The organism is Psychrobacter raelei, from assembly GCF_022631235.3.
Classification (GTDB): domain Bacteria; phylum Pseudomonadota; class Gammaproteobacteria; order Pseudomonadales; family Moraxellaceae; genus Psychrobacter; species Psychrobacter raelei.
The window spans coordinates 800,029-825,134 of sequence record NZ_CP093310.2 but is presented as its reverse complement, the minus strand read 5'-3'; the positions used below and the strand labels follow the sequence as shown (position 1 = coordinate 825,134).

At 44.1% G+C, this 25,106-nt stretch carries 21 protein-coding genes and 1 tRNA gene; 7 read left to right on the top strand and 15 right to left on the bottom strand.

All coding sequences use genetic code 11. The features are described 5' to 3' along the window. Positions 1–270: 270 nt before the first annotated feature. From MN210_RS03530 to MN210_RS03490, 9 genes are all read right to left on the bottom strand, one after another. Positions 271–486: a cold-shock protein gene (locus tag MN210_RS03530; RefSeq protein ID WP_007394029.1), complete on the bottom strand. Its 216-nt coding sequence runs from the start codon at positions 484–486 to the stop codon at positions 271–273. A gap of 412 nt (positions 487–898) precedes the next feature. Next, complete coding sequence (locus tag MN210_RS03525; protein WP_338412559.1) at positions 899–1,312, bottom strand: hypothetical protein; 414 nt, start codon at positions 1,310–1,312, stop codon at positions 899–901. 190 nt (positions 1,313–1,502) lie between these two features. Continuing rightward, positions 1,503–2,519, bottom strand: a complete 1,017-nt coding sequence (gene ilvC / locus MN210_RS03520; protein ID WP_011959892.1) for a ketol-acid reductoisomerase — start codon at positions 2,517–2,519, stop codon at positions 1,503–1,505. A gap of 109 nt (positions 2,520–2,628) precedes the next feature. Further along, positions 2,629–3,123 (bottom strand): acetolactate synthase small subunit, encoded by a 495-nt coding sequence (gene ilvN / locus MN210_RS03515; RefSeq protein ID WP_011959891.1) that lies wholly within the window; start codon positions 3,121–3,123, stop codon positions 2,629–2,631. Beyond that, positions 3,123–4,838 (bottom strand): acetolactate synthase 3 large subunit, encoded by a 1,716-nt coding sequence (locus MN210_RS03510; RefSeq protein ID WP_197708924.1) that lies wholly within the window; start codon positions 4,836–4,838, stop codon positions 3,123–3,125. Before MN210_RS03510 ends, ilvN begins: the two co-directional genes overlap by 1 nt. 1,079 nt (positions 4,839–5,917) lie before the next feature. Continuing rightward, complete coding sequence (gene queF / locus MN210_RS03505; RefSeq protein ID WP_241879212.1) at positions 5,918–6,820, bottom strand: NADPH-dependent 7-cyano-7-deazaguanine reductase QueF; 903 nt, start codon at positions 6,818–6,820, stop codon at positions 5,918–5,920. Between the two features lie 142 nt (positions 6,821–6,962). After that, a complete protein-coding gene (locus MN210_RS03500) occupies positions 6,963–7,778 on the bottom strand; it encodes an ABC transporter permease (protein ID WP_011959888.1) in 816 nt (271 codons plus the stop codon). Further along, positions 7,775–8,740 carry an ABC transporter ATP-binding protein gene (locus MN210_RS03495; protein ID WP_338412558.1) on the bottom strand — a complete coding sequence of 322 codons (966 nt, stop codon included), beginning with the start codon at positions 8,738–8,740 and terminating at the stop codon, positions 7,775–7,777. Before MN210_RS03495 ends, MN210_RS03500 begins: the two co-directional genes overlap by 4 nt. A gap of 370 nt (positions 8,741–9,110) precedes the next feature. Next, entirely contained in the window at positions 9,111–9,761 is a 651-nt protein-coding gene (locus MN210_RS03490; protein ID WP_110816212.1) for a c-type cytochrome, read from the bottom strand. A 408-nt stretch (positions 9,762–10,169) separates the two neighbouring features. On the opposite strand from MN210_RS03490, the gene MN210_RS03485 reads away from it, so the two are divergent. Further along, positions 10,170–10,246 (top strand) — tRNA-Arg (locus tag MN210_RS03485). A gap of 144 nt (positions 10,247–10,390) precedes the next feature. Here the strand turns inward: MN210_RS03485 and MN210_RS03480 are convergent. Beyond that, entirely contained in the window at positions 10,391–11,365 is a 975-nt protein-coding gene (locus MN210_RS03480; RefSeq protein WP_338412557.1) for a hypothetical protein, read from the bottom strand. 267 nt (positions 11,366–11,632) lie between these two features. On the opposite strand from MN210_RS03480, the gene MN210_RS03475 reads away from it, so the two are divergent. Then, entirely contained in the window at positions 11,633–12,727 is a 1,095-nt protein-coding gene (locus tag MN210_RS03475) for an RNA-guided endonuclease InsQ/TnpB family protein (protein WP_338412556.1), read from the top strand. Between the two features lie 33 nt (positions 12,728–12,760). Here the strand turns inward: MN210_RS03475 and MN210_RS03470 are convergent, their stop codons facing one another. Then, positions 12,761–13,186, bottom strand: a complete 426-nt coding sequence (locus tag MN210_RS03470; RefSeq protein ID WP_338412555.1) for a hypothetical protein — start codon at positions 13,184–13,186, stop codon at positions 12,761–12,763. Between the two features lie 61 nt (positions 13,187–13,247). Here MN210_RS03470 and MN210_RS03465 point away from each other — a divergent pair, with 61 nt between their 5' ends. From MN210_RS03465 to MN210_RS03455, 3 genes are read left to right on the top strand one after another with little or no spacing between them, the layout of a single operon-like run. Further along, positions 13,248–14,012 carry an NAD-dependent deacylase gene (locus MN210_RS03465; protein ID WP_338412554.1) on the top strand — a complete coding sequence of 255 codons (765 nt, stop codon included), beginning with the start codon at positions 13,248–13,250 and terminating at the stop codon, positions 14,010–14,012. Between the two features lie 38 nt (positions 14,013–14,050). Further along, positions 14,051–14,554: a winged helix-turn-helix domain-containing protein gene (locus MN210_RS03460; RefSeq protein ID WP_241878649.1), complete on the top strand. Its 504-nt coding sequence runs from the start codon at positions 14,051–14,053 to the stop codon at positions 14,552–14,554. 26 nt (positions 14,555–14,580) lie between these two features. Beyond that, a complete protein-coding gene (locus tag MN210_RS03455; protein ID WP_255017050.1) occupies positions 14,581–15,108 on the top strand; it encodes an IS630 family transposase in 528 nt (175 codons plus the stop codon). A 144-nt stretch (positions 15,109–15,252) separates the two neighbouring features. On the opposite strand, the gene MN210_RS03450 is transcribed toward MN210_RS03455, so the two are convergent. The 3 genes from MN210_RS03450 to MN210_RS03440 form a co-directional block, all read right to left on the bottom strand. After that, positions 15,253–15,828 carry a TPM domain-containing protein gene (locus MN210_RS03450; RefSeq protein ID WP_155586527.1) on the bottom strand — a complete coding sequence of 192 codons (576 nt, stop codon included), beginning with the start codon at positions 15,826–15,828 and terminating at the stop codon, positions 15,253–15,255. A 157-nt stretch (positions 15,829–15,985) separates the two neighbouring features. Beyond that, complete coding sequence (locus tag MN210_RS03445) at positions 15,986–17,176, bottom strand: TPM domain-containing protein (RefSeq protein ID WP_338412553.1); 1,191 nt, start codon at positions 17,174–17,176, stop codon at positions 15,986–15,988. Positions 17,177–17,402: 226 nt separating this feature from the next. Further along, positions 17,403–18,014, bottom strand: a complete 612-nt coding sequence (locus tag MN210_RS03440; RefSeq protein WP_241879207.1) for a LemA family protein — start codon at positions 18,012–18,014, stop codon at positions 17,403–17,405. A gap of 560 nt (positions 18,015–18,574) precedes the next feature. On the opposite strand from MN210_RS03440, the gene MN210_RS03435 reads away from it, so the two are divergent. Beyond that, positions 18,575–20,122 carry an alanine/glycine:cation symporter family protein gene (locus tag MN210_RS03435; protein ID WP_338412552.1) on the top strand — a complete coding sequence of 516 codons (1,548 nt, stop codon included), beginning with the start codon at positions 18,575–18,577 and terminating at the stop codon, positions 20,120–20,122. A 73-nt stretch (positions 20,123–20,195) separates the two neighbouring features. On the opposite strand, the gene MN210_RS03430 is transcribed toward MN210_RS03435, so the two are convergent. Further along, the gene (locus MN210_RS03430) at positions 20,196–20,846 is read right to left on the bottom strand and encodes a fasciclin domain-containing protein (protein WP_110816205.1); all 651 of its coding nucleotides are present in this window, start codon (positions 20,844–20,846) and stop codon (positions 20,196–20,198) included. Between the two features lie 322 nt (positions 20,847–21,168). Here MN210_RS03430 and metH point away from each other — a divergent pair, with 322 nt between their 5' ends. Further along, the gene (metH, locus tag MN210_RS03425) at positions 21,169–24,987 is read left to right on the top strand and encodes a methionine synthase (RefSeq protein ID WP_338412551.1); all 3,819 of its coding nucleotides are present in this window, start codon (positions 21,169–21,171) and stop codon (positions 24,985–24,987) included. Positions 24,988–25,106: the final 119 nt, after the last annotated feature.

The following is a 25,106-nucleotide window of genomic DNA, read 5'->3' as shown; positions in this document are numbered from 1 at the left end:
GTATAAATAAAGATTTATTATCAAACATCATTATATTGCGTGAGCAGCCCAATAAGGTCAAGCCATTGGCGTGAATAAAGGGTCATAAATTTATGGGTGAGCTGTTCTTGACACCCAACTGAGCTAAATTAATCCAAACCCTGTTATTAAACCTCAAGCGTTATTAAACCTCAAACAAAAAAAAGAGACAACCCATAGGGTTGTCTCTTTCCAGTACCATCATCTATTGAGATGATTAATACTCATTTGTAGGTCTAAGCCTACAAGAAATTATTCAGCTGATTCGATTTGTTCAGCTTGTGGACCTTTTTGGCCTTGGCCTAATACGAAAGTAACTTTTTGACCTTCGGCTAGGGTTTTGAAACCGCTGCCTTGAATAGCACTGTAATGAGCAAATACGTCTTGGCCGCCATCGTCTTGTGCGATGAAACCAAAACCTTTAGCTTCGTTGAACCACTTAACAGTACCTTGTACACGTTCTGACATAACTTTTCCTAATATAAAATTGATTTAACTATAGTCATGATGCTTTTAACTGGGCAAACCTCAATGGATTACACCGGTAGAAAACGTAAATCGAGCAGTATCGATTAGAATGTTGACTAATCTTCACTCTAATAAATAACCACTTCTATTACATTGCTACGATTAAACGCAGTCATGTTTGAATCACTAGCTGTGCTATTCATTCAAAAAGTAACTTACTTACTGGGTGTTAGTATAACAGCTTTAAACAACTTGTCCTAATATTATCTGTGCTTTTAGTTAGTTTCCTGTAAATAATGTAAAAGCGGACTAACTAATTTTGATAAGTTTTCTCAGTCCATACATAACACAGTGTCAACCCAAGACCGCTTCCATAATACAATACTAGGAATACAGTACTAGGAATACAGATCTAGTACGTCTTAGTCAGCACAAAAATACAAAGCGCAAAAAAGGTCACTGAAAAAGCCTGACCAAAACTAACCAATGGCTTTGGAATAACCAGATCCTCTGGCGTGTCAAGCATACCACCTGAGCGTCTGAGCAGTACCGTGCCATATATCCAGCCACCAGTGGTATAAATGGCATAGGCCAGAGGCACTGTCATCGCTAAGGGATTTAAATCGATCCAGTAAAGCACCGAAATAGAGACAAAAAACCACAGCGTATCAATCACTGAGATAAGATGAAAAAATCTAGATTTTGGCAGCTTACCTAGTGTTGCTTTGACCATCTCCCCCTCTATCCAAATAAGCAAAGCCACGACCGCACTTAGTATCAGGTAAATAATTTGAGGGTTTATCTGTGATAACCACGCCGTATTCATAACACCATCTCTTTTTTATTATTAAAATTGCCGTATTTTACACGCCACATTGGGCGTATATTGAGCTATTGTTCTTGTCATTCAAGCACACTGACAAGCGCACTGAAAACCAAAAAGCCCACATGCTTAATAACATGTGGGCCGACGGCTCATCGTAGCCAGTCTATTGTGCTACCTTAAACTAAGCGACTTAGTTTTTTTCTTTATCGATGATTTTGTTACCACCAATCCAAGGCATCATAGAGCGAAGCTTAGCACCTGTTTTTTCAATTTCATGATCCGCATTATTACGACGACGGGCAGTCATTGAAGGATAGTTGGTCGCACCCTCAGTGATAAACATCTTAGCATATTCACCAGATTGAATGCGTTTTAGCGCATTGCGCATGGCTTCACGAGACTGCTCGTTAATAACTTCTGGACCGGTGACGTACTCACCGTATTCAGCGTTGTTACTGATTGAGTAGTTCATGTCAGCGATACCGCCTTCATACATTAAGTCTACGATAAGCTTAAGCTCATGCAGACACTCAAAATAAGCCATTTCTGGAGCGTAGCCAGCTTCTGTTAGGGTTTCAAAGCCCATTTTTACAAGCTCTACAGCACCGCCACAAAGCACTGCTTGCTCACCGAAAAGGTCAGTTTCAGTTTCGTCTTTGAAGGTGGTTTCGATAATACCAGAGCGACCGCCGCCCACACCAGAGGCATAAGATAGTGCCACTTGCTTGGCTTGACCTGAAGCATCTTGGTAAATAGCGATTAGATCGGGGATACCGCCGCCTTTAACAAACTCAGAGCGTACCGTGTGACCCGGTGCTTTTGGTGCCACCATAATCACATCTAGATCTTTACGAGGTACCACTTGATTGTAGTGGATAGCGAAGCCATGAGCGAAAGCTAGGGTTGCGCCTTCTTTGATGTTTGGCTCAATAACGTCTTCGTATAAAGATTTTTGGAACTCATCTGGGGTCAAAATCATAACCACGTCAGCTGCTTGTACCGCTTGTGCTACTTCAGCAACTTTTAGACCTGCGTTTTCCGCTTTTTTCCAAGAGCCTGAATCTTTACGCAAGCCCACAGTCACATCAACGCCTGAGTCTTGAAGGTTAAGCGCGTGCGCATGGCCTTGTGAACCATAACCGATAATGGCTACTTTTTTGGCCTGGATGATAGATAAGTCACAATCTTTATCGTAATAAACGTTCATAATTTAGTCCTTTTTAAATACTTTCAATCACCTTGAAAATAATTGATTATGTTGAAATTCAACCTTTAAATATAACACCTTTTTTTGGCTTAGCTTAAAATTTCCCTAACTAAACGCTAAGGGTGCGCTCCCCACGTAAAATACCGATAACCCCTGAGCGAACCACTTCTAAAATACGCTCATGGCCAATTACTTCAATAAATCCATCAAGCTTAGCTTCATCACCGACGATCTGGATGGTATACATGTTTGAGGTGACATCCACAATTTGAGCACGGAAGATATCAGCACTACGTTTAACCTCAGCTCGGGCACTGCCAGTGGCGCGTACTTTTATCAGCATAAGCTCACGCTCAACATGATCATTTCCGCTTAGGTTAATGACCTTAATCACTTCAATCAGCTTGTGCAAGTGCTTGGTAATTTGTTCGATTTTTTCGGCACTGGCATTGGTGGTCAACGTCAAGCGTGAGATAGTTTCGTCTTCTGTTGGGGCTACGTTTAGTGTCTCGATGTTATAGCCACGCTGCGAAAACAATCCAACAAGGCGTGAAAGCGACCCAGCTTCGTTTTCCATTAGTACAGAGATTAGATGTTGTTGCATTAGGTACGCTCCCCCTTAGATAACCACATATCGCGCATCGACTGACCCGCAACCTGCATTGGATAAACGTGCTCATGACGGTTCACATACACGTCAATAAATACCAATTTATCTTTCATGGCAAGGGCTTGAGCCAATTGCTCATCAAGCTTTTCTGGGTCGGTAATTTTGATACCAACGTGACCATAGCTTTCAGCCAGTTTCACAAAGTCAGGTAGTGACTCCATGTAAGATGAGGCATGGCGGCCTTCATAGAGCATATCCTGCCACTGCTTTACCATGCCCAGCTGAGCGTTATTTAAGCATAAAATCTTCACCGGTAAACCATACTGGAAGCAAGTAGACAGCTCTTGGATATTCATCTGAATAGAGCCTTCACCGGTGATACACACCACATCACGCTCAGGTTCAACCAATTTGGCTGCCATAGCATAAGGCAGGCCCACACCCATGGTGCCAAGGCCACCTGAGTTTAACCACTGGCGCGGCTCATCATACTTATAATATAGTGCAGCGAACATCTGATGCTGACCCACATCACTGGTAATAATCGCTTTACCCTCAGTCAGCTCATACAATTTTTCAACCACAGCTTGCGGCTTCATGCCTTCATCTGTATTGGTGTCATAACGTAGGCCATGACGCTTACGCCATTCATTAATCTGCGACCACCAGTCAAGTAAGGCGGGCTGATCTAGCTGTTTGTCATCGCCTTTTAGCTGCTCAAGTATGTCGCTCAATACCGACTTTACATCACCAACGATAGGAATATCGGCCATGATGGTCTTAGAAATAGAGGCCGGATCGATATCAATATGAATGATGGTGGCGTTTGGACAGAATTTCTGCACATTATTGGTCACGCGGTCATCAAAGCGCGCCCCCACCGCCAAGATAACATCGGCATGGTGCATGGTCATGTTGGCTTCATAAGTGCCGTGCATACCCAGCATACCTAGGAACTGACGGTCTGAACCTGGAAAGCCGCCCAAACCCATTAAAGTATTGGTGACGGGTAAGTTGAGCTTATGAGCAAGCTCGGTCAGCTCTTTGTGAGCATTACCAATAATCACGCCGCCGCCTGAATATAAGATGGGGCGTTTGGCGCCTAATAAAGTCTCAATGGCTTTTTTAATCTGACCACTGTGGCCTTTTACTGAAGGCTGATAGGAGCGCATGCTGACTGAATCAGGATAGTTGTATTCATATTTTTCATGCGGCGCAGTGGTATCTTTGGGAATATCGATGACCACAGGACCTGGACGGCCGGACTCTGCAATATAAAATGCTTTTTTGATAATACCGGGTATTTCGCTGGCATGGCGCACTTGGAAGCTGTGTTTTACGATCGGACGCGACACGCCCACCATATCTGTTTCTTGGAAAGCATCGTCACCGATTAAGTACTTAGGCACCTGACCGGAGATGACCACCATAGGGATAGAATCCATAAACGCGGTGGCAATAGCAGTGACGGTGTTGGTAGCGCCAGGGCCTGATGTGGCCAATACCACACCTGTTTTGCCCGTTCTGCGAGAATAAGCATCCGCCATGTGACCAGCGGCTTGCTCATGACGCACCAGTAAATGCTCAATGGCATCTTGCTTAAATATGGCATCATAAATGTGCAATACCGCACCACCTGGATAACCAAAAATATACTCAACGCCCTGATCAATTAAGGCCTGGACCAGCATTTCGCCACCAGAGAGCATGATTGGCCCATCGCCATTTTCTAAAAGTTCACGCTTTTTGCCAAAATTAATGGCCGCGTGCGCTGTCTGAGTGTGCCCTGTCATGTTAGGGCTTTGGGTTGTTTGGGTCACTGTCATCACCTTTGTTATTGCGGGATGTTATTAAGGCTTTTATCACCCTTATCATCAATCTTTATTATTAACAGCGCCCTGTTAAAAAGCTTATGATAAAAGTGGTGTGATAACTAAACCGGTCATTCGCATTTTTGTCTAACACCAAAACTGGGTAACCGTTTAATCACACGCTATAAAAGTTGCCGGTCAGCAAAGCATACCAAGTGTATACACCTCATACTTTGAATGGCGGTTTAAAACTTATTTAAACCTTACTCAAATTATTATTTTAAGCACATTTTATAAGTCATATCCATACAATTTAATAACCCTATAGACATGACAAAAAATACCATCAGGCATTAGCCATGTGATATGAGCGCTTAAAGATACAGTGAACCTAATTTTGCTGGTTACAGCAGTGTCTTACCAGAGCAGTAAGACTTAAGGTGGTCGTTTAACAAGATTGGTGATTTGGCGAGATGGGCCTGCATATGGCTCTTTATCACACCCACAAATCGGGTTAAAGATTATCTAATAGGCATCAATCTAAATTAAAAGTGGCGCGTTCCCAACAAGACATGCCAAATTCAGATTGATTACTTAGTCACTGTAGACCGATAAGTCCCTGAAACAGAGGCCGCAGCTTGCTAAAAATAGCCGTTGTCAAACCAATGACAACACAAAAAAAACGGCTTAATTCATCACATTTAAAGTAGCCACCCTATAGCGGACGGTAATCCAACAATAGTTGCTACGTTAAAGTTACCTAACTCGATAGAGAAGGCTAACTGACTAATCAAAATCCTATAATCGGATGTTTTGGAGGGGATGTCAACTAAATAAATTTAATAATAAACCCTACTAATTTTAATCAGTAAAAAAATAAGGGAAAGTATTGGTTATATTACCCCACTACTCCCCCTTAATTTTGGCTTAATATTTTTTTAATATAGCGCTATTTTTATCCTCAAAAGAGACGCTGATTACTGACGTACCAAACGGCTAGGCGCTGGTAATAAGCTTGGGTCACTAACTCGGCAAGGATTAATATCAATACCGCCGCGACGAGTATACCAAGCCCGTACCATAAGTTTTGAGGGCTTAAAGTAGCGGCTCACATCGCTAAAAATCTGCTCGACACACTGCTCATGAAAGCCATTATGCTGACGGAAGCTTAAAATATAGGTCAATAAGCTGGCTTCATCGACAGCCACATCAGTGGTCATTTCAATTGATAACGTGCCCCAGTCTGGCTGATTGGTCACCGGGCAATTACTACGCAGCAGATTTGAGTACAGCTGATAGTCTTGTGCCGTCGAGCTTGATACTGGCTCAGCGCCGGCTAAGTTGTTATTGACTGGCGTGTCATGTACGAACAATAAGCGGGCATCAGGGTGCTCAACCGGCTCAATTTTTACAGCAGCGCCTTGCAATGCGTTATCGATGCATTTGCCTTGCGGATGCGCAATCAAAAATCCTGAATGGTGTGTATCGCCAGCACTAATGGCATCTAAATCAAACAGCTCAACGCCCACATCAGCACCCACACAGGCTGATAAATCTTTAGCAATGGTTTGCTCGACCGCAGCCTTACTGTCAAACTCGGTGAAGTTTAAGCTGTTTAAATACAGCTTTAAAGACTTGGATTCAACAATGTTTGGCGAATGAGCGGGGACAGAAAAGCGCGCCACCGCCATCTGCGAGATGCCTTGAGGATTTAGCCATGAAATTTCAAAAGCATGCCACCAATCTACACCCACCGCCAATTTATCATCATCCCAACCAATGGCATCACGGCCTAAAGAGCGTGCAATGGCATAAAGGGTATCGGGCTGATAGGTTTTTGGATAGCTGGTGGTTTCGCCTAAGACGCCATGAATGCTCATAATCTTATCCTTACTAATTGATGTGTTTGCTCAAGATCTTAAGAGGTTTGAGCGGTTTAAGCTTGGGTTAATACAGGTTACGCCAAAGCAAATACGGCATTTGATTCAAAATATGCCTGATAATTGACAAGCTGTCTTAGGCTTACAGTCTTAAGCGTGAGCCGTTATCTAATAAACGATAAGCGATGACATAAAAAATCAAACAAAAGACGAATATGGCCGCCATGGATGCCCACACATTCACATCTGAATACCCTAAGATGCCATATCGAAACGAGTTCACCATATACACAATAGGGTTGAGTAGCGAAACGTTTTGCCAAAAAGGTGACAAATTCTCCAGTGAATAAAACACACCGCCCAAATAAGTTAACGGGGTGAGCACAAAGCTTGGAATAATTGAGATGTCATCAAAAGAGCGGGCAAAGACTGCGTTAATAAAACCACCCAATGAAAATAGCACCGAGGTACCAAGCACCGTAAATATCATCACAAACCAGTGCTCAATGCCTAAGTTGGTAAAAAATTGCGCCACAATAGACACAATAATGGCAATCATTAAACCACGGAAAACACCGCCACCAACATAGCCTAATAATATGGAATGCTTAGATACCGGAGATACCAAAAGCTCTTCAATACTTGACGTAAATTTAGCGCTAAAAAAGCTTGAGACCACGTTTGAGTAGCTGTTGGTAATGACCGACATCATAATCAGGCCTGGCACAATAAACTGCATATAAGGCACCCCGCCCATCTCGCCAACACGGGAGCCTATCATCTTACCGAAGATGACAAAATACAAGCTCATGGTAATCACCGGAGGCAGCAGCGTTTGGGGCCAAATACGTAAAATACGGCGTACTTCTTTTACCAAAATAGTGCGAAAAGCAATCCACTTTTGAGCAACTGTTAACCCATCCTGTGGGCGAGTTGCTGTGTTGGTGTTGTGGCTCATAGTCCCACCTCCTTCATGCTGTCTTTGCCCGCCACACCCTGCTCTACTAAGCGCATAAATAATTCCTCTAAACGGTTGGCTTTATTACGCATACTCGACACTTCAATACCCTGCTCGCTTAGCTGAACAAAGACACTGTTCAACGACTCCCCCTCTGTTAAAGTCACCTCTAAGGTTTGAGCATCAGGCTGTTTAATCGCCGTCACGCCAGTAAGCTTAACGGTACCTTGCAGCGGCTTTTCTAAATCAAATACGAAAGTTTCGACCGACAACTGTGCCAATAGGTTTTTCATCTCGGTATTAATACGGATTTCACCATGATCCAAAATGGCTATATAGCGGCACAACTGCTCAGCTTCTTCTAGGTAATGAGTGGTCAAGATAATGGTGGTATTTTCTTCCTCATTAATCTGCTGCATAAACTCCCACATCGAGCGGCGCAGTTCAATATCTACCCCAGCAGTCGGCTCATCCAAGATAAGCAACTTAGGCTTGTGTATCAAAGCTCGGGCAATCATCAGTCGACGTTTCATACCACCAGAGAGCTCACGGGATTTATTATCACGCTTGTCCCAAAGACCCAGTGCAGTTAGAAGCTTTTTGGCTCGTGGCTTGGCATCCTTAGCAGCAATACCAAAATATCCAGCTTGAGTAATTAAGATGTCTTCCACCTTCTCAAACTGGTTGAAGTTAAACTCTTGCGGCACGATACCTAAATACTGCTTGGCAATAGAGGGGTTGGCCAACAGATCCGTACCGAAGATTTTTACCTTACCTTCAGTGGGCTTAAACAGTGAGCTAATAATGCCAATCATGGTCGATTTTCCTGCCCCATTCGGTCCAAGCAGCGCAAAAAATCCGCCTTGAGGCACCGTCAGATTCACATCTTTTAGCGCAGTAAAGCCATTGCCATAGATTTTTGAGAGATTCTCAATTTGTAATGCTGGAGTTGTTGTAGTCATAAAATCACATTTTTGCTAACTTTTAAAAGGAGTAGGATTAAAAGATAATTAGAGTAAGGAGAGCTGCTATATATGGTGTCTAAAATGTTAAATTAAACCCAAGTAGTGACATACTCACAAATTGGCAACAGCAATAAACATTGGCACGCCCTGTTATCGCAAAACAGCTAGTAGCCGGCTTTAATTCCGGCGATTAAGGGCAGTTATCTGAACTATGGATGAACGTTATAGGACCATTCATGGCAAATTATAGTAAACGACAAAAGACGCTCACCGTTAAGTAAGCGTCTTAGGAATGATTGTGAGAAACTAGGTAGGCTAAGTGCTATCCATTTAGCCTATTTATAGCCAATAATTTTATGTTCAATAATTAGCTAGATTGCTCAACCATGTAGTCAACTGCGTTGTGTACTTCTTCATCAGGAATATCAGCACCACCACGAGCAGGCATCGCATTGAAGCCATTCATAGCGTGATCATAAAGTGTGGCTTTACCTTTAGCTACGTGAGGTGCCCATGAGCCTTTATCACCAAATTTAGGTGCACCCAATACCCCACTACCGTGGCAGTTTTGACAGATAGATTCATAAACTGCTTTACCGTCACGTGGCTTACCATCTGCAGAGGCACCTGAAGCGGTTAAAGTGATATCACAGCTGTCATCGCCATCGAAACATACTCTACCATAAGGCTGGATACGCTCAATTAGCTTAGGATATAAGGCGATAAGTTTTTTAACTTGAGGTGTATCTTGTGGAATAGGCTCTTCTGGTGCAGCAGGAGCAGCGGGTGCAGCTTCACCGTCGGCAGCGGCTTCGCCATCAGTGGCAGCAGCATCGTCTGTAGTAGCTGCGTCAGTGGCCGCATCAGCAGGAGCTTCAGCAGCGGCATCGGTTGTCTCGGCAGCCACTTGCGTGGTTTGATCAGCTGCGGCTGCAGGAGCAGCATCTTCAGCCTGGCTTAAAGAAATACCTGAAAGACCAAGAATGGCGGCGGCGGATAACATCGCGATTTTTTTCATGCGTCACAATCTCTTTTTAGAGCGACGTGCCTCAGTGGCTACAGCTAATAGGCGCTTGGCTGACTGGGCCGTCGTGTATGATTGAGTGAATTGTTTTAACTTATCAGTATAAAACCAGCAATAAATTCTTTTCCCTCATATTATAAGGGGAAATGGGGGATAAAAGCCATGTTTCTATGATGACTGTTTCGACAAACAGCCATTTTTTATCGAATTTACTGGTGCAAATAACAGGATTGGTGGCTAATGTATCAAATTATCCTAGGCTTTGTCATTTATTAAGCGCGATAAGATTGGTTTTTTTGTTGGTTTTTGCTAGACTAGCGGCCTTGAGGAGCCTTCATCAAAAAAAGAAGCTGGGTGTTTGTCGACATCTGCCTGTTGGTAACTCAATAAACCTCAAAGTATGCGCTCGTAGCTCAGTTGGATAGAGTATCGGTTTCCGAAGCCGAGGGTCGTGGGTTCGATTCCCGCCGAGCGCACCACTCCCCTCTTTTGATCCTATCCCTATTATTTCTATGCCTTAAAAGTCTTTATCTTGCAAGACTTTGGTTTTTTGACATCCCTTTTGATTACATACTATCAACTATAGAATGTTGTACATAGCCCTATCTTGCTGTAAATCAGTTTTATTTAGTACGCAGCCTTCTGGCTCTGTTAACCACCAGATAGCTTACGCCCAATATAGACAACAGCTTTTTATTGGAAAGGGTCTGCTTGATATTGGCCACATTAATATGAGACAACCGTTGTTGTAATATCGTCCGCTCTTTTATGGCCTGTACCATAAGTAGAGATAACTGCTTGGCTTTGGCAGCTTTATTGAGATACTTATGCTTGCTACTTGGGCGCTGACCCAACTTATGCTGTGCTTGTAGCTTGGGATATTTTTTTGGTCTAGGCGCTCTCGCAGCTGGTGCTATCACCTTGCCTGTTGCATCATATTTTTTAGAGGCACTACTCAGACCAGAAGCAGGCAGCGTACTGGCTTGAGTAGAGGTATTGTGCGTATTACCCCGAGCTTTTGGCTGAGTCAGCGCTTGGCAGGTTAATTGAATATCCGCCGCCTTATTGCTGGCATGCAAGCTCTTAGCATATCGAGCTTCAGCTTGTTGCCACAATTTAGGGTATAAGGCATATAAGGTGCTGTGCTGCTGCGGCTCGCCATAATACTGAACCAACAGCTTGGCATCGGTCTTATTAATCAGCTTTAATTGTTCATACCCAAGCTTTTGATACTCTATTTCCAAAGCCGTAATCATACCCCCAGGCATATAATCAAATATTTTGAAGCCTGGCTCATCAAGTGCTGTAGAATGCTTAGGATAGAAGGACTCCCAAGCTGCTAAGTGATATAAAGAGTGCAGCTCAGACTCAAAGTTAACCTGTTGCTTTTTTTTATCTCTAATAAGCGCTCTTAAGGCCAGCACCGACTCTTTAAAGCCCAGCGGCCACGGCAAAAAATCTTGTGCCACTTCATACCGCTTGGCAGCATCCTCTTTATGCACCTTTATATAATTTGACCAAGACAAAAACCCAGTATCTGGTCGGTTGCTTTGTCTCAACTTAACATCCTGTTGAGTCTGTTCATCTTGCCATCGCATAATCAAATAAGCCTGTAGAGTAAAAATTAAAAAAAGCCTTGCTATAGCAGGCTTTAAAGCTGTATTGGCATATAGCCATACATTTTTTGTAATGTCAAACGCATAGCCAGTATGTTGTAGAGCCGCTTTATGTGCTCAGAATTCAGGCTTTTATCACCGGTCGCCGTAAAACCACCCACTTCAGGGGATGGATATAAGGCGACACACACTGTCGTTATCAGTATTTAAAGTATTGCAAGTTAAAATTAACCTCGCCATACTAACCCTATGAAAACCCTCAAGCTACGCATCAAAGACAAACATGCAAACCGGCTAAACAAACTAGCTGGGAGTGTTAACTATGCGTGGAACTATGTTAATGCGTTAAGCTTTGAGCATTTAAGACGCACAGGTAAGTACTTTTCGGCCTATGATTTAAGCCAATACACCAAAGGCAGTGGTGAGTATTTAGGCTTGCACTCGCAAACTTTGCAAGCCATCAACGAAACTCACGCCAAGTCTCGTAAACAGTTTAAAAAAACTAAACTCAATTGGCGAACCAACCGTGTGGATGCCAAACGCAAATCGCTTGGTTGGATACCTTTTAAAAAGTCTGCTATCAAGTATCTAAATACAAGGCAAAGCGGTAAAAAAGCACTGAAATCAACCATACAGCTATCGCTCTCTAAAGGTGAAAAGTTGGTTATTGATGTGTTTGATAGCTACAACCTATCGCTGTATCAAATAAACACGCTTGAGATAGTGCAAGACAGCCGTAACCGTTGGTATGCCTGTATTACCGTCAAAGACTTTCCTAAGCAATTTAGTGGCAAAGGTAGCGTTGGTATTGACTTAGGCTTAAAAGAGTCTGCTACCACATCAACGGGCGATAAACTACAGATTAAGCAGACTCAAAAATCGGCGAATAAATTAGCAGTCGCCCAGCGTGCAAACAATAAAAGCCGGGCAAAGGCAATACACGCCAAAATTAAAAACTCAAGATTAGATGCCATACACAAATTCACCACCCAATTAGTTAAAGATAATGCTTTAATTGTGGTTGGTGATGTTAAATCCCGATCATTCACAAGTAAGAGAACCAAACTGGCTAAATCAACATACGATGCAGGATGGTTTGAACTCAAAAGACAACTGGAATATAAATGCAAGCATGCAGGTTGTCAGTTTGAGATAGTGAATGAGAGTTACACTACCCAGACCTGCTCGTACTGCCGCCAAATAAGTGACAGTAGCTTGAGCGGTAGAGCAGGTCTTGGAATAAGAGGATGGAGGTGTGCTGAGTGTGGCACATGGCATGATAGAGATATCAATGCTGCTAAGAACATCCTTGCGGTCGGGCTTGACCGTCTCCCCTCGGTTTAGCGAGGGGAGGAAGTCAAAACAGCCTCCTGTATCTTACAGACCACTGAGCTCGATTCTCAGCTCCTCCACACTAGGCAATTGATGAAAGTTGATAACGACAACATCTCCCAAACGGCGACGACCTAAAGCAGCATTAGCATCTAAGGTGAGCAGAGCCACTTTTTTGGCATTGCGCTCTAACACCAAGTGCTGCTGACGTAGCAACGTGGTAAAGTCAGGAAAATTTTGCATAACTTGCTTTTTAAGCTTGGCCAATTGTGGATTGAGCTTATTGTTAAAGCTTCCAGATTTACTGTTAAACTTCGGCTTAAAGGTGCCTTTTGCACCTTTGGATTTTTGCAAAGCAGCGCTGGTAGTCTGTGCAGACTTTGGCTTTTTTAAATAAGCAATGGCAAACAAAATTAAGCCAATCATGACGACAGCTGCCAGTAACATGCTGCCACTTGTTGTCTGATTCATAACTCATCCCCCTAGTAATAAGCTATTATGATACACAAATCCTTTGATATATAGGTGTTTTATGACTGAAGATTTTAATCACGCCACTCATTTGATATCTAAGGCTAACCGCATTTTTTTGCTGACTGGAGCGGGTATCTCTGCCGAAAGTGGTATTCCAACCTTCCGTGATAAACAAACCGGACTTTGGGAGAATTACCGAGCTGAAGACTTAGCAAATATTAATGCCTTTAAAAAAGACCCTCAGACAGTATGGTCGTGGTATCAGTGGCGACGCGGCTTGGTACAAGACAAACAGCCCAATCCAGCCCATTATGCCCTAGCTAATCTACAGCAGTGGGCCACCGATAACCATAAAGATTGCAACCTTATTACCCAAAATGTCGATGACTTACATGAACAAGCAGGCAGTCAGGCCATACACTTACACGGCCACTTATGGAAAAACAAATGCAGTCAATGTGACGCAAGCTTTAGTGATGCCATCGACTATAACGACCTACAATTATTAAGCTGCCCAATGTGCGGTGGTCACATTCGCCCTGATATTGTTTGGTTTGGTGAGATGCTGCCACAAGGGGCTTGGCAGTATGCCGAAGAGGCTGCAGTGCACTGTGATGTGTTTATAAGTATTGGTACCTCAAGCTTGGTATATCCCGCTGCTGGCTTAGCACAGCTGGCCAAGCAGACGGGCGCTAAGGTGATTGAGATTAACTTAAATCCGACCCAAAGCCCATTAGTTGATGTGGTGTTGGCTGGTCAAGCCGGTGAAATTCTGCCAAGAATTTTGGCAGCTTTACAAGATAATACCAATTCTAAGAAATAAGGTACAATACAACCAACTCAACAACATAATAGAATCATATGCCGAAAAAGACCCCTAGAAATCATAAACTCACAGACCACGATTTTCTGCAATTGTCTAAAACAGAAGGCAATGCCAGAGCGCGAATCAGACTACTCATGCTGCATCAACTGAGTCAAGGTCATCCTATAGCGACCGTCGCAGAGAACTTTGGCTATAACCCTAGAAGCGTCTATACCATAAGAAGGAAATACTGGTTGCATGGTATCACTAGTGTCTATGACGCAGCTGGCAGAGGCAGAAAGAGTCTTTTAGCAGAAAAAGACATAGAACCATTCAAACAAGCGATAGTAGAAGCTCAGCAGCAAAGAGGTGGTGGTAGGCTCACGGCAAAAGACATCGCACAAATCGCCAAGGAGCAATTTAACGCCAACTATACCCCTAAAGCGATCTATCCTCTCATGAAACGTATTGGTATGAGCTGGATATCTGCGCGTAGTCAGCATCCTAAGGCAGATCCTAAAGTCATGGAGGCATATAAAAAAACTTCCTTGAGCAGGTAAAGCAAGTTCTACCTGATGGTGTTGATATCAAGCAAGTTGATATATGGTTTCAGGATGAAACACGTATTGGACAACAAGGTTCTATCACAAGGGTTTGGCACTATAAAGGACAAAGACCTCGAATAGTCAGGCAACAGCAGTTTGAATCGACTTATCTGTTTGGTGCCTTTAATCCGGCGACAGGTGAGAGTGTTGGACTTGTTCTACCTTATGTGAATAAGCAAGCCATGGGATTGCATATGGAGGAAATTAGTAAAGCTGTTCCTGAAGGTCGGCATGCCGTGGTGGTTATGGATGGGGCGCTATGGCACCAACCAAGCTTGGATAAAGATAATGTGACCATGCTTAAATTGCCTCCCTACTCACCTGAACTTAACCCTGCTGAACAGGTATGGCAGTACCTTAAACAGCATTGGTTATCTAATCGCTGTTTTGAGAGTTATGATGTGATTGTCGATGCGGCATGTGACGCTTGGAATGCATTGTGTAATGAGACTAACTTAATTAGGTCTATCACTCAGCGGGAGTGGTGCGATTTGAGTGTTATTTTTTAGAATTGGTATTATGAGTAAAGCACAATAATTCAAAGCAACAAACCCAAAAGGCTAAGCACATCAGTTTTGCCTTTTGGGTTTGTTGGACACAATGTAGCATGTCAAACAGCATTGAGTACGATGACTGTGTTAAAAATACCAAGACTATTTTAAAAATACCACAGTATCAGACAGCTCATTACCAGCTGGATCATATTCAAGATAATAGTGCTGACGCAATAAAATTCCTATTTCATCAAGCAGATCGGTCAGGCTTTGCTCCATGTTACCTTTGGCCATACCTGCACTGGCCTTATCACACATAGCACGCCACACCGTCGGGCTAACATGGGTGCTAATTCCTCTATCGGCGACAATCTCAAGAGTGTGTTCGCACAAATTGACGTAAGCCAGTACCCCCGTATTCTCCTCAGTATCCCAAACCCGGTACTCACTGAACAAGTCAATAGCTCGCTCTCGACTGCCAACTCGGTATGCTAGGTGGATGGGCAGGTGGTTTTCTATCACCAAAAACACCTCACCACGGTGGCCTTTTTCAGCTTCAGTGACTTTATTCGTCAGACGTGTCATGACGGTATCGCTCAGCCAACGATTATGCAAGATAGGCACAAACATCACCTGGCGCCACCATCTAGCAAAGCTTGGCTCACTGACCACAGTATGCCCTTCAGCCACATTTGGATGAGCAGGAGTTAAGTCGGGCTTTGCGTTTTGTTGCATCTTACAGTTACCTCAAAGCTTATAGGCAGATATGCCAATCTAAGTCGAAATTATTGTCAGTTATATTCTATGTCGCAGTTGGCTTCTATATCTCATTTATCGTCTATATATCATACACAGCAAAATAGGATGATAATGGCCGCTACTTTATTTTAGACTACCAAGAGCCGCCCGCGCCGCCGCCGCCGAATCCGCCGCCGCCACCGCCGAATCCGCCGCCACCAAAACCACCACCGCCGAAGCCACCGCCGCCGCCACCAAAGCCGCCGCCTGGGAAGAATACCACGCCACCGCCGCGGCCACCACGTCCCCCTCTACCGCCGCCTTTTCCACCACCTGAGCTGCGGGTAATCAAGAATAACCATAAGAAGACAGCCATAAATAAGGTGACAATCAGGCCCGCACCACTGGTCAGTGCCAACATAATAAAACCACCTGTGGCAACAAATGAGCCTAGAATACGGCCCAGTACCGAGGTAATAAACAACCCAAAAATCATCGCAATAATAAAGGTGCCAAATAAGGAGGGTGAATCACTGGCCGATTGATTCTGAGCTCGTTCTTTGGCCAGTTTATCCGATTGTGCCAAAACATCCGGATCAGCGACCAGACGCTCTTCAATGCGATTGATACCCTTAACCAGCCCGCCTGCATAATCACCTTGCTTAAACGATGGCGTAATATCCTCTCGGATAATCCCCTTTAAAATAGCATCCGGCAGTACACCTTCAAGGCCGTAGCCTGACAAAATGTACATGTCTCGGTCATTGACAGATACCAATATCAATAAGCCATCATCTGTATCTTTATCACCCAACTTCCATTTATCCGCAACCTGTAAGCTGTAGTCAAAAATATTCATACCATTGGTAGAGGGCACGGTTACTAAGGCAGCTTGTGCCAAACCTTGATCATACAGATGACGCAGTCTTTGGGTTAACAACTGCTTTTCTTGCGGGGTGAAGATATTGGCCTGATCGACCACAGGCGCGTTTAAAATCAGCTTATCGCTATCGACACTCTGCGCAGTAGATTGACGGGGTTCGGCTGTGGCCACATTGGCATTACTGCCGGCTTGTGTGTTATCTTCGGCACGGGCTTCACCCATATTAGGCAGGTTGTCAGTAATGGCCTCATTGCCGAACACTGCATCATTAATGGCTTCATTTTGCTGACCGGCTTTGGCAATGGCCACCATATCCTCAACACTTTGGTCACCAAATTGCTGAGAAGATTGAGACGATGCAGTGCTCGTTGCTTCCGTATTGGCAGCCAAACCTATGGGCGTCACTAATAGGGTCGCAACAACTAAAGACAGTATGGACCAGCTACGTTTCAACTTTTGCATGCGCATCATCACCACTTAATTTTATTCACTTTATTTACTAACTCGCCAGCCAACTGCTTCGTGCTTTTATAGCATAGCAGCAGTGGCTGACTCATCAGGCTACAGCCTATGGGCCGCTTAACCCATAGACCGCTTATCTTATATCGCTAAAGGCCTAAGCTATGACCAACGATTTAAGTTACTTTTTACCTATATTACTAGTCACTTATACTACTCGTAGCTTATATTACTCACCAAAATCAACATCTGGTGCGGTTGAAATCTGTGTTTCGTTTTCAACGGTAAAGTTAGGCTTGGTGTCCATACCAAACACCTTAGCAGTGATATTGGTTGGGAACTGACGAACTGTGGTGTTATAGCTTTGAACTTCTTGAATATAGCGGTTACGCGCCACAGTAATACGGTTCTCAGTGCCTTCTAACTGTGCTTGTAAGTCTTGGAATAATTTATCTGACTTAAGCTCAGGATAACGCTCAGAGACTGCCATCAAGCGTGATAAGGCTCCTGTCATTTCTGCCTGAGCGGCTTGATAATTCTCCATAGCTTGCGGGTCATTTAACGCCTCAGGCGTCAGCTGAATACTTCCGGCTCTTGAACGGGCTGCAGCGACCTGAGTGAATACCTCTTGCTCTTGGTCAGCATATTGCTTAACCACTTTGACTAAGTTCGGTACTAAGTCGTCACGGCGCTGATATTGGTTAACCACCTCAGACCAAGCGGCGGTCACTTGCTCATCTTGGGCTTGTAAGTTGTTATAACCACATCCTGATAAGCTCATGGCTGACATACCCAGTACAGTTGATAGCATCAGCGGCTTTAAAATTGATTTACGTGACATAATGGCTCCAGAATTTTTCAAATTAGAATTTAACTATACAATTTTTACTTATCTAAAAAATATTTTTCGCTCTAAAGTAGGCTTTTGATCTTTACGATGATTAACCACCTGCCCTACGTCCTTTAGATTAATTAAATTTAATAGTTAAGGTACTGCAATTGTACTGTTGTATTAGGCTAAAGCACAATTAATACAATTTTTTGTTACTTAATTACAACCGCAATACTTAACTATTTAGACAGATTTCGGGGATAACTATACAAAAAAAGACTGTTTTATGAATAAAGAAAATCTTTTTAGTATGAAAAATAATCTGGCAATTTAAACTTTTTTGTGGCAAATTGCAGTTACTAAGACGTACGTTTGAGTAACATTAGTCTAAGTTTACTTACACTCAACTCCGCGTACTGTCTGCTTACGTGTTTGTGTTTATATAATTGTATTGGTTAGTTTTTATTATGGCTCTATTAATTAAATAAGCGCTGTACACACCTTTGGGATATTACAATTAATTGAGAGACAGGCATGTTCCTCATTTGTTTAACACTAGGAAACACACTATGGAAGGCATCGTAAGTGCTTTAAATAATATTATTTGGAGTCCTGCCCTTATCTATCTATGTTTAGGCGCAGGTTTATTTTATTCAATCATGACGCGGTTTGTTCAGATACGTCTTTTTAAAGAGATGCTTCGCTTATTATTCAAAAGCAAACCTGACAATGATGGTATTTCTTCTTTTCAGGCCCTCGCTGTGGCACTAGCAGGTCGTGTTGGTATGGGTAACATCGCCGGTGTTGCTGCTGCCATTGGTTTTGGTGGTCCAGGTGCCGTATTTTGGATGTGGATTGTTGCTTTCTTAGGCGCCTCTACTGCCTATGTCGAATCAACGCTAGGTCAAATTTATAAAGAGCGTGATGTGGTTACTGGCGAATATCGTGGTGGCCCCGCTTATTACTTCGAGCGCGCTCTAGGTCAAAAATGGTACGGGATTGTATTTGCTATCTCATCAATTATCGCTTGTGGTATTTTCTTACCAGGTGTACAGGCCAACGGTGTTGTTAACGCGGTGGCTCAGGTAACAGGTGAAGGTAGCTTGATGACGCTAATGGGCATGGAAGTGGGGTCAACCCGTCTTATTGCTCTGGCCATCATCTTATTAGTATTAGGCTTTATTATCTTTGGTGGTATTAAGCGTATTGCTAACTTTGCTGAATATGCCGTTCCTTTTATGGCTGTCGGTTATGTTGTTTTAGCCTTATTAATCATGTTCACAAACTTTAGCAAAGTACCTGAAGTTTTCGGCATGATCTTTAGCGATGCGTTCTCAGCTCAAGCAGGCTTCGGTGCTGCTATTGGTTGGGGTGTAAAACGTGGTATTTACTCTAACGAAGCCGGTCAAGGTACAGGCCCTCACGCCGCCGCTGCCGCCGCCGTGGATCACCCTTCACAGCAAGGTCTGGTTCAAGCGTTCTCAGTCTATGTAGATACTTTATTGGTGTGTTCTGCCACAGCCTTTATGATTCTATCAACTGGTATGTACAATATCCAAGGTACATTACCTGATGGTCAGTTCATTGTACAAAACATAGCAGCTGAAGTTGAAATCAACTCACCTTCCTTTACACAGATGGCTATGGAATCGGTATATGGTACGGTAGGTGATTCATTTATCGCATTGGCTGTATTCTTCTTTGCCTTTACCACTATCCTTGCTTACTACTATATTGCTGAAGTTAACATCTCTTATTTAACGCGCTATATGGGTAAAAACGCCAGTAAAACCGGCCTATTTATCGTGAAACTGATGATTATGGTTATGGTGGCTTATGGTGCCTTAAATAGCTCAGGTTATATCTGGGGTCTAGGCGATGTGGGTGTTGGCTTAATGGCTTGGTTGAACATTGTAGGTATTATCATTATCTTCTTTGTTGCAAAACCTACGCTTACCATGCTTAGAGACTATGAAGCTCAGTTGAAAGCAGGTGGCGGTACTTCAGACAAACGCTTTGTATTTGATCCTAAGAAATTTGGTATCAAAAATGCGGTTTACTGGGAAGAGCGTTACAAGCAAACTGTAGAATCTAATCGTAAAAATGATCTTAAATAAGTTCATGCGTTAACCGCCCAGTACCAAAAAACCCGATACGAGTATCGGGTTTTTTTATGGTACAGGTTGTTCACTAACCTTCAGGAAACAGCACTTTATCAATCACATGTACGGTGCCATTACGGGTCGCAATATCAGCAATTTTAATGGCTGCGGTCCGCCCTATGCCATCTTTAATCATCTTTTGATCCGTGATTATAAGCTGATGATTGTTAAATGTGGTCAAGCGACTTGCATGCATCTGAGCTAAAGTAAGGGGCTTGGGGGTCTTGACCACATGATAAGCCAGCAGTATGCGCAGTAGAGGTTTATTTTGCATCAGCTTTTGCTTGGTCATCGTGGTCTGATTAAACCAAGCCTCAAAAGCTGTATTGTCCGGCGCAAAAATCGTGTAGTTTTTGCCTGCAAATCTAAGTGCCCCACTCAATCCTGCGGCCTCAATGGCTTCGACCAAAATAGAAAGGTTGGGATTTCGTCTGGCCATTTCTAACGCATTTTCTGAAGCATCATAACTAAAAGGCTGCACGTTATTAGGACGATTGGGCTGACTGAACAGAGCAGTTGTTGGTACAGAGTATAGCGGTGTGGCAGGCTTTGTGGTCGGCTCTAAGCTTGAGTAGACATCTCCTTTGACCACAGAGGCCGGAGCACTTATCGATATCGATATCAGTGTCAGTCCAATAGCCGACAGCCTCCCTAACGCTATCGTAGGCATTGTTGCCATAAGGGTAAACCTCCTTGTTTATCTGGTTTATGGGCATATATCCTAAGCCCGATCAGCTTTGATATCTTCATTTCTATCCTAAAGCAGTGCTGTATAAAATACCAGTAAGGCTATTTATTATTTATACACTGTGCAGTTAGCTGCGGCTTAAAGCTTGTGATAACAGCTACTTGCGATATCTGGGCTGCGTTTATACCAGCTAGGAATTAGATATTGTTAAGCAGTATGCTACACTAGCTTATCTTAAAAATTTTAGCTGCGGGCCACCCCCGAAGGCTTACCTCTTATTTTCCCCTATTAACCTACTGTATAAGATAGTGCTATGGCCAACTGCTCACATCCCGAACACAATACCAAAAAAGATCTTCCCGAAACTGCTATAAAAAAAGGGCATAATCCAGATAATTTTAATTTAGTGCCGCCGGCTAAGTTTCCTTTTAAAAAGCAGCAGCTTACCGCCCGCCAGCGCATCGTAGAACAGCTAAATCAGCGTATCTTAATGCTAGACGGCGCCATGGGTACCCAGATTCAGACCTTTAAGCTTGGCGAGTCTGATTATCGCGGTGAGCGCTTCGCTGATTTTACTCAAGATGTACAAGGTAATAATGACCTGTTGGTATTGACCCAGCCTGAACTCATTAAAAGCATCCATCGTGATCACCTAACAGCAGGCGCCGATATTATTGAGACCAACAGCTTTAACGGCACTCAGATATCTATGGCAGATTATGCGATGGAGCACTTGGTCCCTGAGATTAACAAAGAGGCAGCCCGTCTTGCCCGTGAAGTGGCCGATGAATTTACGGCGCAAAATCCTGACAAACCACGCTTTGTGGCAGGGGTTATTGGCCCGACCTCACGCACTTGTTCGTTATCTCCAGATGTCAATGACCCCGCTTATCGTAACGTCACCTTTGACGAGTTGGTAGACAATTATACCGAAGCCTTATTTGCACTAATTGAGGGTGGTATCGATCTGGTATTAATCGAGACCATCTTTGATACGCTAAACGCCAAAGCGGCGATTTTTGCGGTGACCGGCGTGTTTGAGACAATTGGTTTTGAGTTGCCCATAATGATATCAGGCACCATTACCGATGCCTCTGGTCGTACCTTGTCGGGTCAGACTGCTGAAGCCTTTTATAACTCAATCCGCCATGCCAAGCCGTTATCGGTAGGCTTTAACTGTGCACTCGGTGCTGATGCGCTAAAACCGCATATCCAAACCTTATCAGATATTGCAGATACTTATATCTCAGCACATCCAAACGCTGGCCTGCCCAATGAGTTTGGTGAATATGACGAAACACCAGAGCAAACCGCGGCGCTACTTGATGGCTTTGGTAAATCAGGCCTGTTAAACATTGTCGGTGGCTGCTGTGGTACTCGTCCTGAGCACATCAAAGCCATCCATGATGTGATGCAAAAATATCCACCACGCCAGATCCCCGCCATTGCACCTGCCTGCCGTTTATCCGGTCTTGAGCCATTCACCATCACCAAAGATAGCTTATTCGTCAACGTCGGTGAGCGTACCAACGTGACCGGCTCCAAAAAGTTCTTACGCCTGATCAAAACCGGTGAATTCACCGAAGCGTTAGATGTGGCACGTAACCAGGTCGAAGGCGGCGCTCAAATTGTCGACATCAACATGGATGAGGGGATGCTCGACTCCAAAGGTGCGATGATTCACTTCTTAAACTTGGTGGCCGGCGAGCCGGACATTAGCCGTGTACCATTGATGATTGACTCCTCAAAATGGGACATCATTGAAGAGGGATTAAAGCGCACTCAAGGTAAATCGGTAGTGAACTCCATCTCGCTCAAAGAAGGTTATGATGAGTTTGTGAAGCATGCCAAATTATGTATGCGTTATGGTGCGGCAGTGATTGTTATGGCCTTCGATGAAGACGGTCAGGCTGACAGCTATGAGCGTAAAATTGAAATCTGTCAGCGCAGTTATGACATCTTAGTTAATGAGGTGGGCTTCCCCTCTGAAGACATCATTTTTGACCCCAATATCTTTGCGGTAGCCACGGGTATTACCGAGCACAACAACTATGGCGCAGACTTCATTAATGCCACCCGCTGGATTACTGATAACTTACCCAACGCCATGGTGTCAGGTGGTGTGTCAAACGTGTCATTTAGCTTCCGCGGCAACCCCATCCGTGAAGCGATTAACGCCGTATTCTTATACCATGCAATTCAAGCAGGCTTAACCATGGGTATCGTCAACCCTGCCATGCTCGAGGTGTACGATGAGATTCCAAAAGAGGCTCGTGACGCCATTGAAGATGTGATGCTTAACCGTAATCAGGGCGAGTCTGGTCAAGAGGCCACCGAACGCTTAATGACGATAGCAGAAGCTTATGTGGCCGGTGGTAAAAAGAACGATGGCACCATTGACTTGTCTTGGCGTGAGCAATCGGTCGAAAAGCGTATCGAGCATGCCTTAGTCAAAGGCATCACCACTTATATTGATGAAGACACCGAAGAGGCTCGCCTAAAATACCCCAAACCACTACACGTCATTGAAGGACCACTCATGGATGGCATGAACGTGGTCGGCGATTTATTTGGCGCCGGTAAGATGTTCTTACCACAAGTGGTGAAATCTGCCCGAGTGATGAAACGTGCGGTTGCGGTATTAAACCCTTATATTGAAGCAGAAAAGGTCGAAGGTGAGGTCAAAGGTAAAGTGGTCATGGCCACAGTAAAAGGCGACGTGCACGATATCGGTAAAAACATCGTTGGCGTGGTACTCGGCTGTAACGGTTATGACGTAGTCGACCTTGGGGTGATGGTGCCATGCGACAAAATATTGGACACCGCCATTGCCGAAAAGGCGGACATCATTGGCCTGTCGGGTCTAATTACCCCAAGCCTTGATGAGATGGTCTATGTCGCCAAACAAATGCAAGAGCGTGGCATGACCCTGCCACTAATGATCGGTGGCGCGACGACATCCAAAGCGCATACTGCGGTAAAAATTGAACCCAATTATCAAAACGATGCGGTCATCTACGTTTCCGATGCGTCGCGTTCTGTGGGCGTAGTCACCAAGCTATTGTCTCAAGAGCACCGAGTAGAGCTGCTTCGTGAGACGCGCGAAGAGTACCAAAAAGTACGCGAGCGCTTGGCCAATCGTAAACCAAAAGCAGCCAAACTCAGCTACCAAGAGTCTATAGAACAAGGCTTTAAATTTGATTGGGACAACTACACCCCGCCTGTACCCAACGAGCAAGGTCAAATCATCTTTGATAACTACCCTATCGAAAACTTACTGCCGTATATTGACTGGACGCCCTTCTTTGTCTCTTGGGGCTTGGTCGGCAAATATCCAAAAATCTTTGATGATGAGGTGGTCGGTGCGGAAGCCAAAGACCTATTTGCCAATGCCAAAGCACTGATGCAAACATTCATCGATGAGCAGCTGGTTACGCCAAAAGGGGTATTCAAAATCATGCCTGCCCGCCGTACCGATCATGATACCGTGACCGTGTATGACAAAGAGCCAAGCGCTGGCGGACAGCCCACTCATGTGTTTGAGCATCTGCGTCAACAGTCGGACAAAGCCAGTGGCAAGCCAAACTACAGCTTAGCGGACTTTATTTCTCCATCTGAGGACTATGATGATTATCTTGGCGGCTTTACGGTCTCTATCGTCGGCGCCCAAGAGCTGTCTGACAGCTACAAAGAGGCCGGTGATGACTATAACGCCATTATGGTACAAGCCTTATGTGACCGCTTAGCTGAAGCCTTTGCCGAGCATTTACACGAACTGATTCGTACCAAATACTGGGGTTATCAGCCTACTGAGCAGTTGACTAATGAAGAGCTGATTAAAGAAAAATACGTCGGCATCCGCCCAGCACCAGGCTACCCTGCCTGCCCTGAGCACACCGAAAAAGGCAAGCTGTTTGATTGGTTAGACACCACCAATGCGATTGGTACCTATCTAACCGAAAGCTTTGCGATGTGGCCTGCGTCCTCAGTCAGTGGCTTCTATTACTCGCATCCTGAGAGCACGTACTTTAATGTGGGTAAAATTGATCGTGACCAGTTAGAGGATTATGCCAAGCGTAAAGATTGGGATATCAAGACCGCTGAGAAGTGGCTGAACCCTAACTTGGTTTAGGCTTATCTTAGTTAGACAAATTAAAAGCGGGCTTCGTAAATGGAGCCCGCTTTTTGGTTTACTAGCTTAAAAAATTATTATTTAAGCACCCAGTTTTAATACAACAATAATGCTTACAC

Excerpts from the sequence above, each read along its gene's own strand:
- MN210_RS03530 (WP_007394029.1), bottom strand. The coding sequence starts at position 486 with ATGTCAGAACGTGTACAAGGTACTGTTAAGTGGTTCAACGAAGCTAAA.
- MN210_RS03525 (WP_338412559.1), bottom strand. The coding sequence starts at position 1,312 with ATGAATACGGCGTGGTTATCACAGATAAACCCTCAAATTATTTACCTG.
- ilvC (WP_011959892.1), bottom strand. The coding sequence starts at position 2,519 with ATGAACGTTTATTACGATAAAGATTGTGACTTATCTATCATCCAGGCC.
- ilvN (WP_011959891.1), bottom strand. The coding sequence starts at position 3,123 with ATGCAACAACATCTAATCTCTGTACTAATGGAAAACGAAGCTGGGTCG.
- MN210_RS03510 (WP_197708924.1), bottom strand. The coding sequence starts at position 4,838 with ATGCTCTCTGGTGGCGAAATGCTGGTCCAGGCCTTAATTGATCAGGGC.
- queF (WP_241879212.1), bottom strand. The coding sequence starts at position 6,820 with ATGAGCATTCATGGCGTCTTAGGCGAAACCACCAGCTATCCAAAAACC.
- MN210_RS03500 (WP_011959888.1), bottom strand. The coding sequence starts at position 7,778 with ATGAGCCACAACACCAACACAGCAACTCGCCCACAGGATGGGTTAACA.
- MN210_RS03495 (WP_338412558.1), bottom strand. The coding sequence starts at position 8,740 with ATGACTACAACAACTCCAGCATTACAAATTGAGAATCTCTCAAAAATC.
- MN210_RS03490 (WP_110816212.1), bottom strand. The coding sequence starts at position 9,761 with ATGAAAAAAATCGCGATGTTATCCGCCGCCGCCATTCTTGGTCTTTCA.
- MN210_RS03480 (WP_338412557.1), bottom strand. The coding sequence starts at position 11,365 with ATGCGATGGCAAGATGAACAGACTCAACAGGATGTTAAGTTGAGACAA.
- MN210_RS03475 (WP_338412556.1), top strand. The coding sequence starts at position 11,633 with ATGAAAACCCTCAAGCTACGCATCAAAGACAAACATGCAAACCGGCTA.
- MN210_RS03470 (WP_338412555.1), bottom strand. The coding sequence starts at position 13,186 with ATGAATCAGACAACAAGTGGCAGCATGTTACTGGCAGCTGTCGTCATG.
- MN210_RS03465 (WP_338412554.1), top strand. The coding sequence starts at position 13,248 with ATGACTGAAGATTTTAATCACGCCACTCATTTGATATCTAAGGCTAAC.
- MN210_RS03460 (WP_241878649.1), top strand. The coding sequence starts at position 14,051 with ATGCCGAAAAAGACCCCTAGAAATCATAAACTCACAGACCACGATTTT.
- MN210_RS03450 (WP_155586527.1), bottom strand. The coding sequence starts at position 15,828 with ATGCAACAAAACGCAAAGCCCGACTTAACTCCTGCTCATCCAAATGTG.
- MN210_RS03445 (WP_338412553.1), bottom strand. The coding sequence starts at position 17,176 with ATGCAAAAGTTGAAACGTAGCTGGTCCATACTGTCTTTAGTTGTTGCG.
- MN210_RS03440 (WP_241879207.1), bottom strand. The coding sequence starts at position 18,014 with ATGTCACGTAAATCAATTTTAAAGCCGCTGATGCTATCAACTGTACTG.
- MN210_RS03435 (WP_338412552.1), top strand. The coding sequence starts at position 18,575 with ATGGAAGGCATCGTAAGTGCTTTAAATAATATTATTTGGAGTCCTGCC.
- MN210_RS03430 (WP_110816205.1), bottom strand. The coding sequence starts at position 20,846 with ATGGCAACAATGCCTACGATAGCGTTAGGGAGGCTGTCGGCTATTGGA.
- metH (WP_338412551.1), top strand. The coding sequence starts at position 21,169 with ATGGCCAACTGCTCACATCCCGAACACAATACCAAAAAAGATCTTCCC.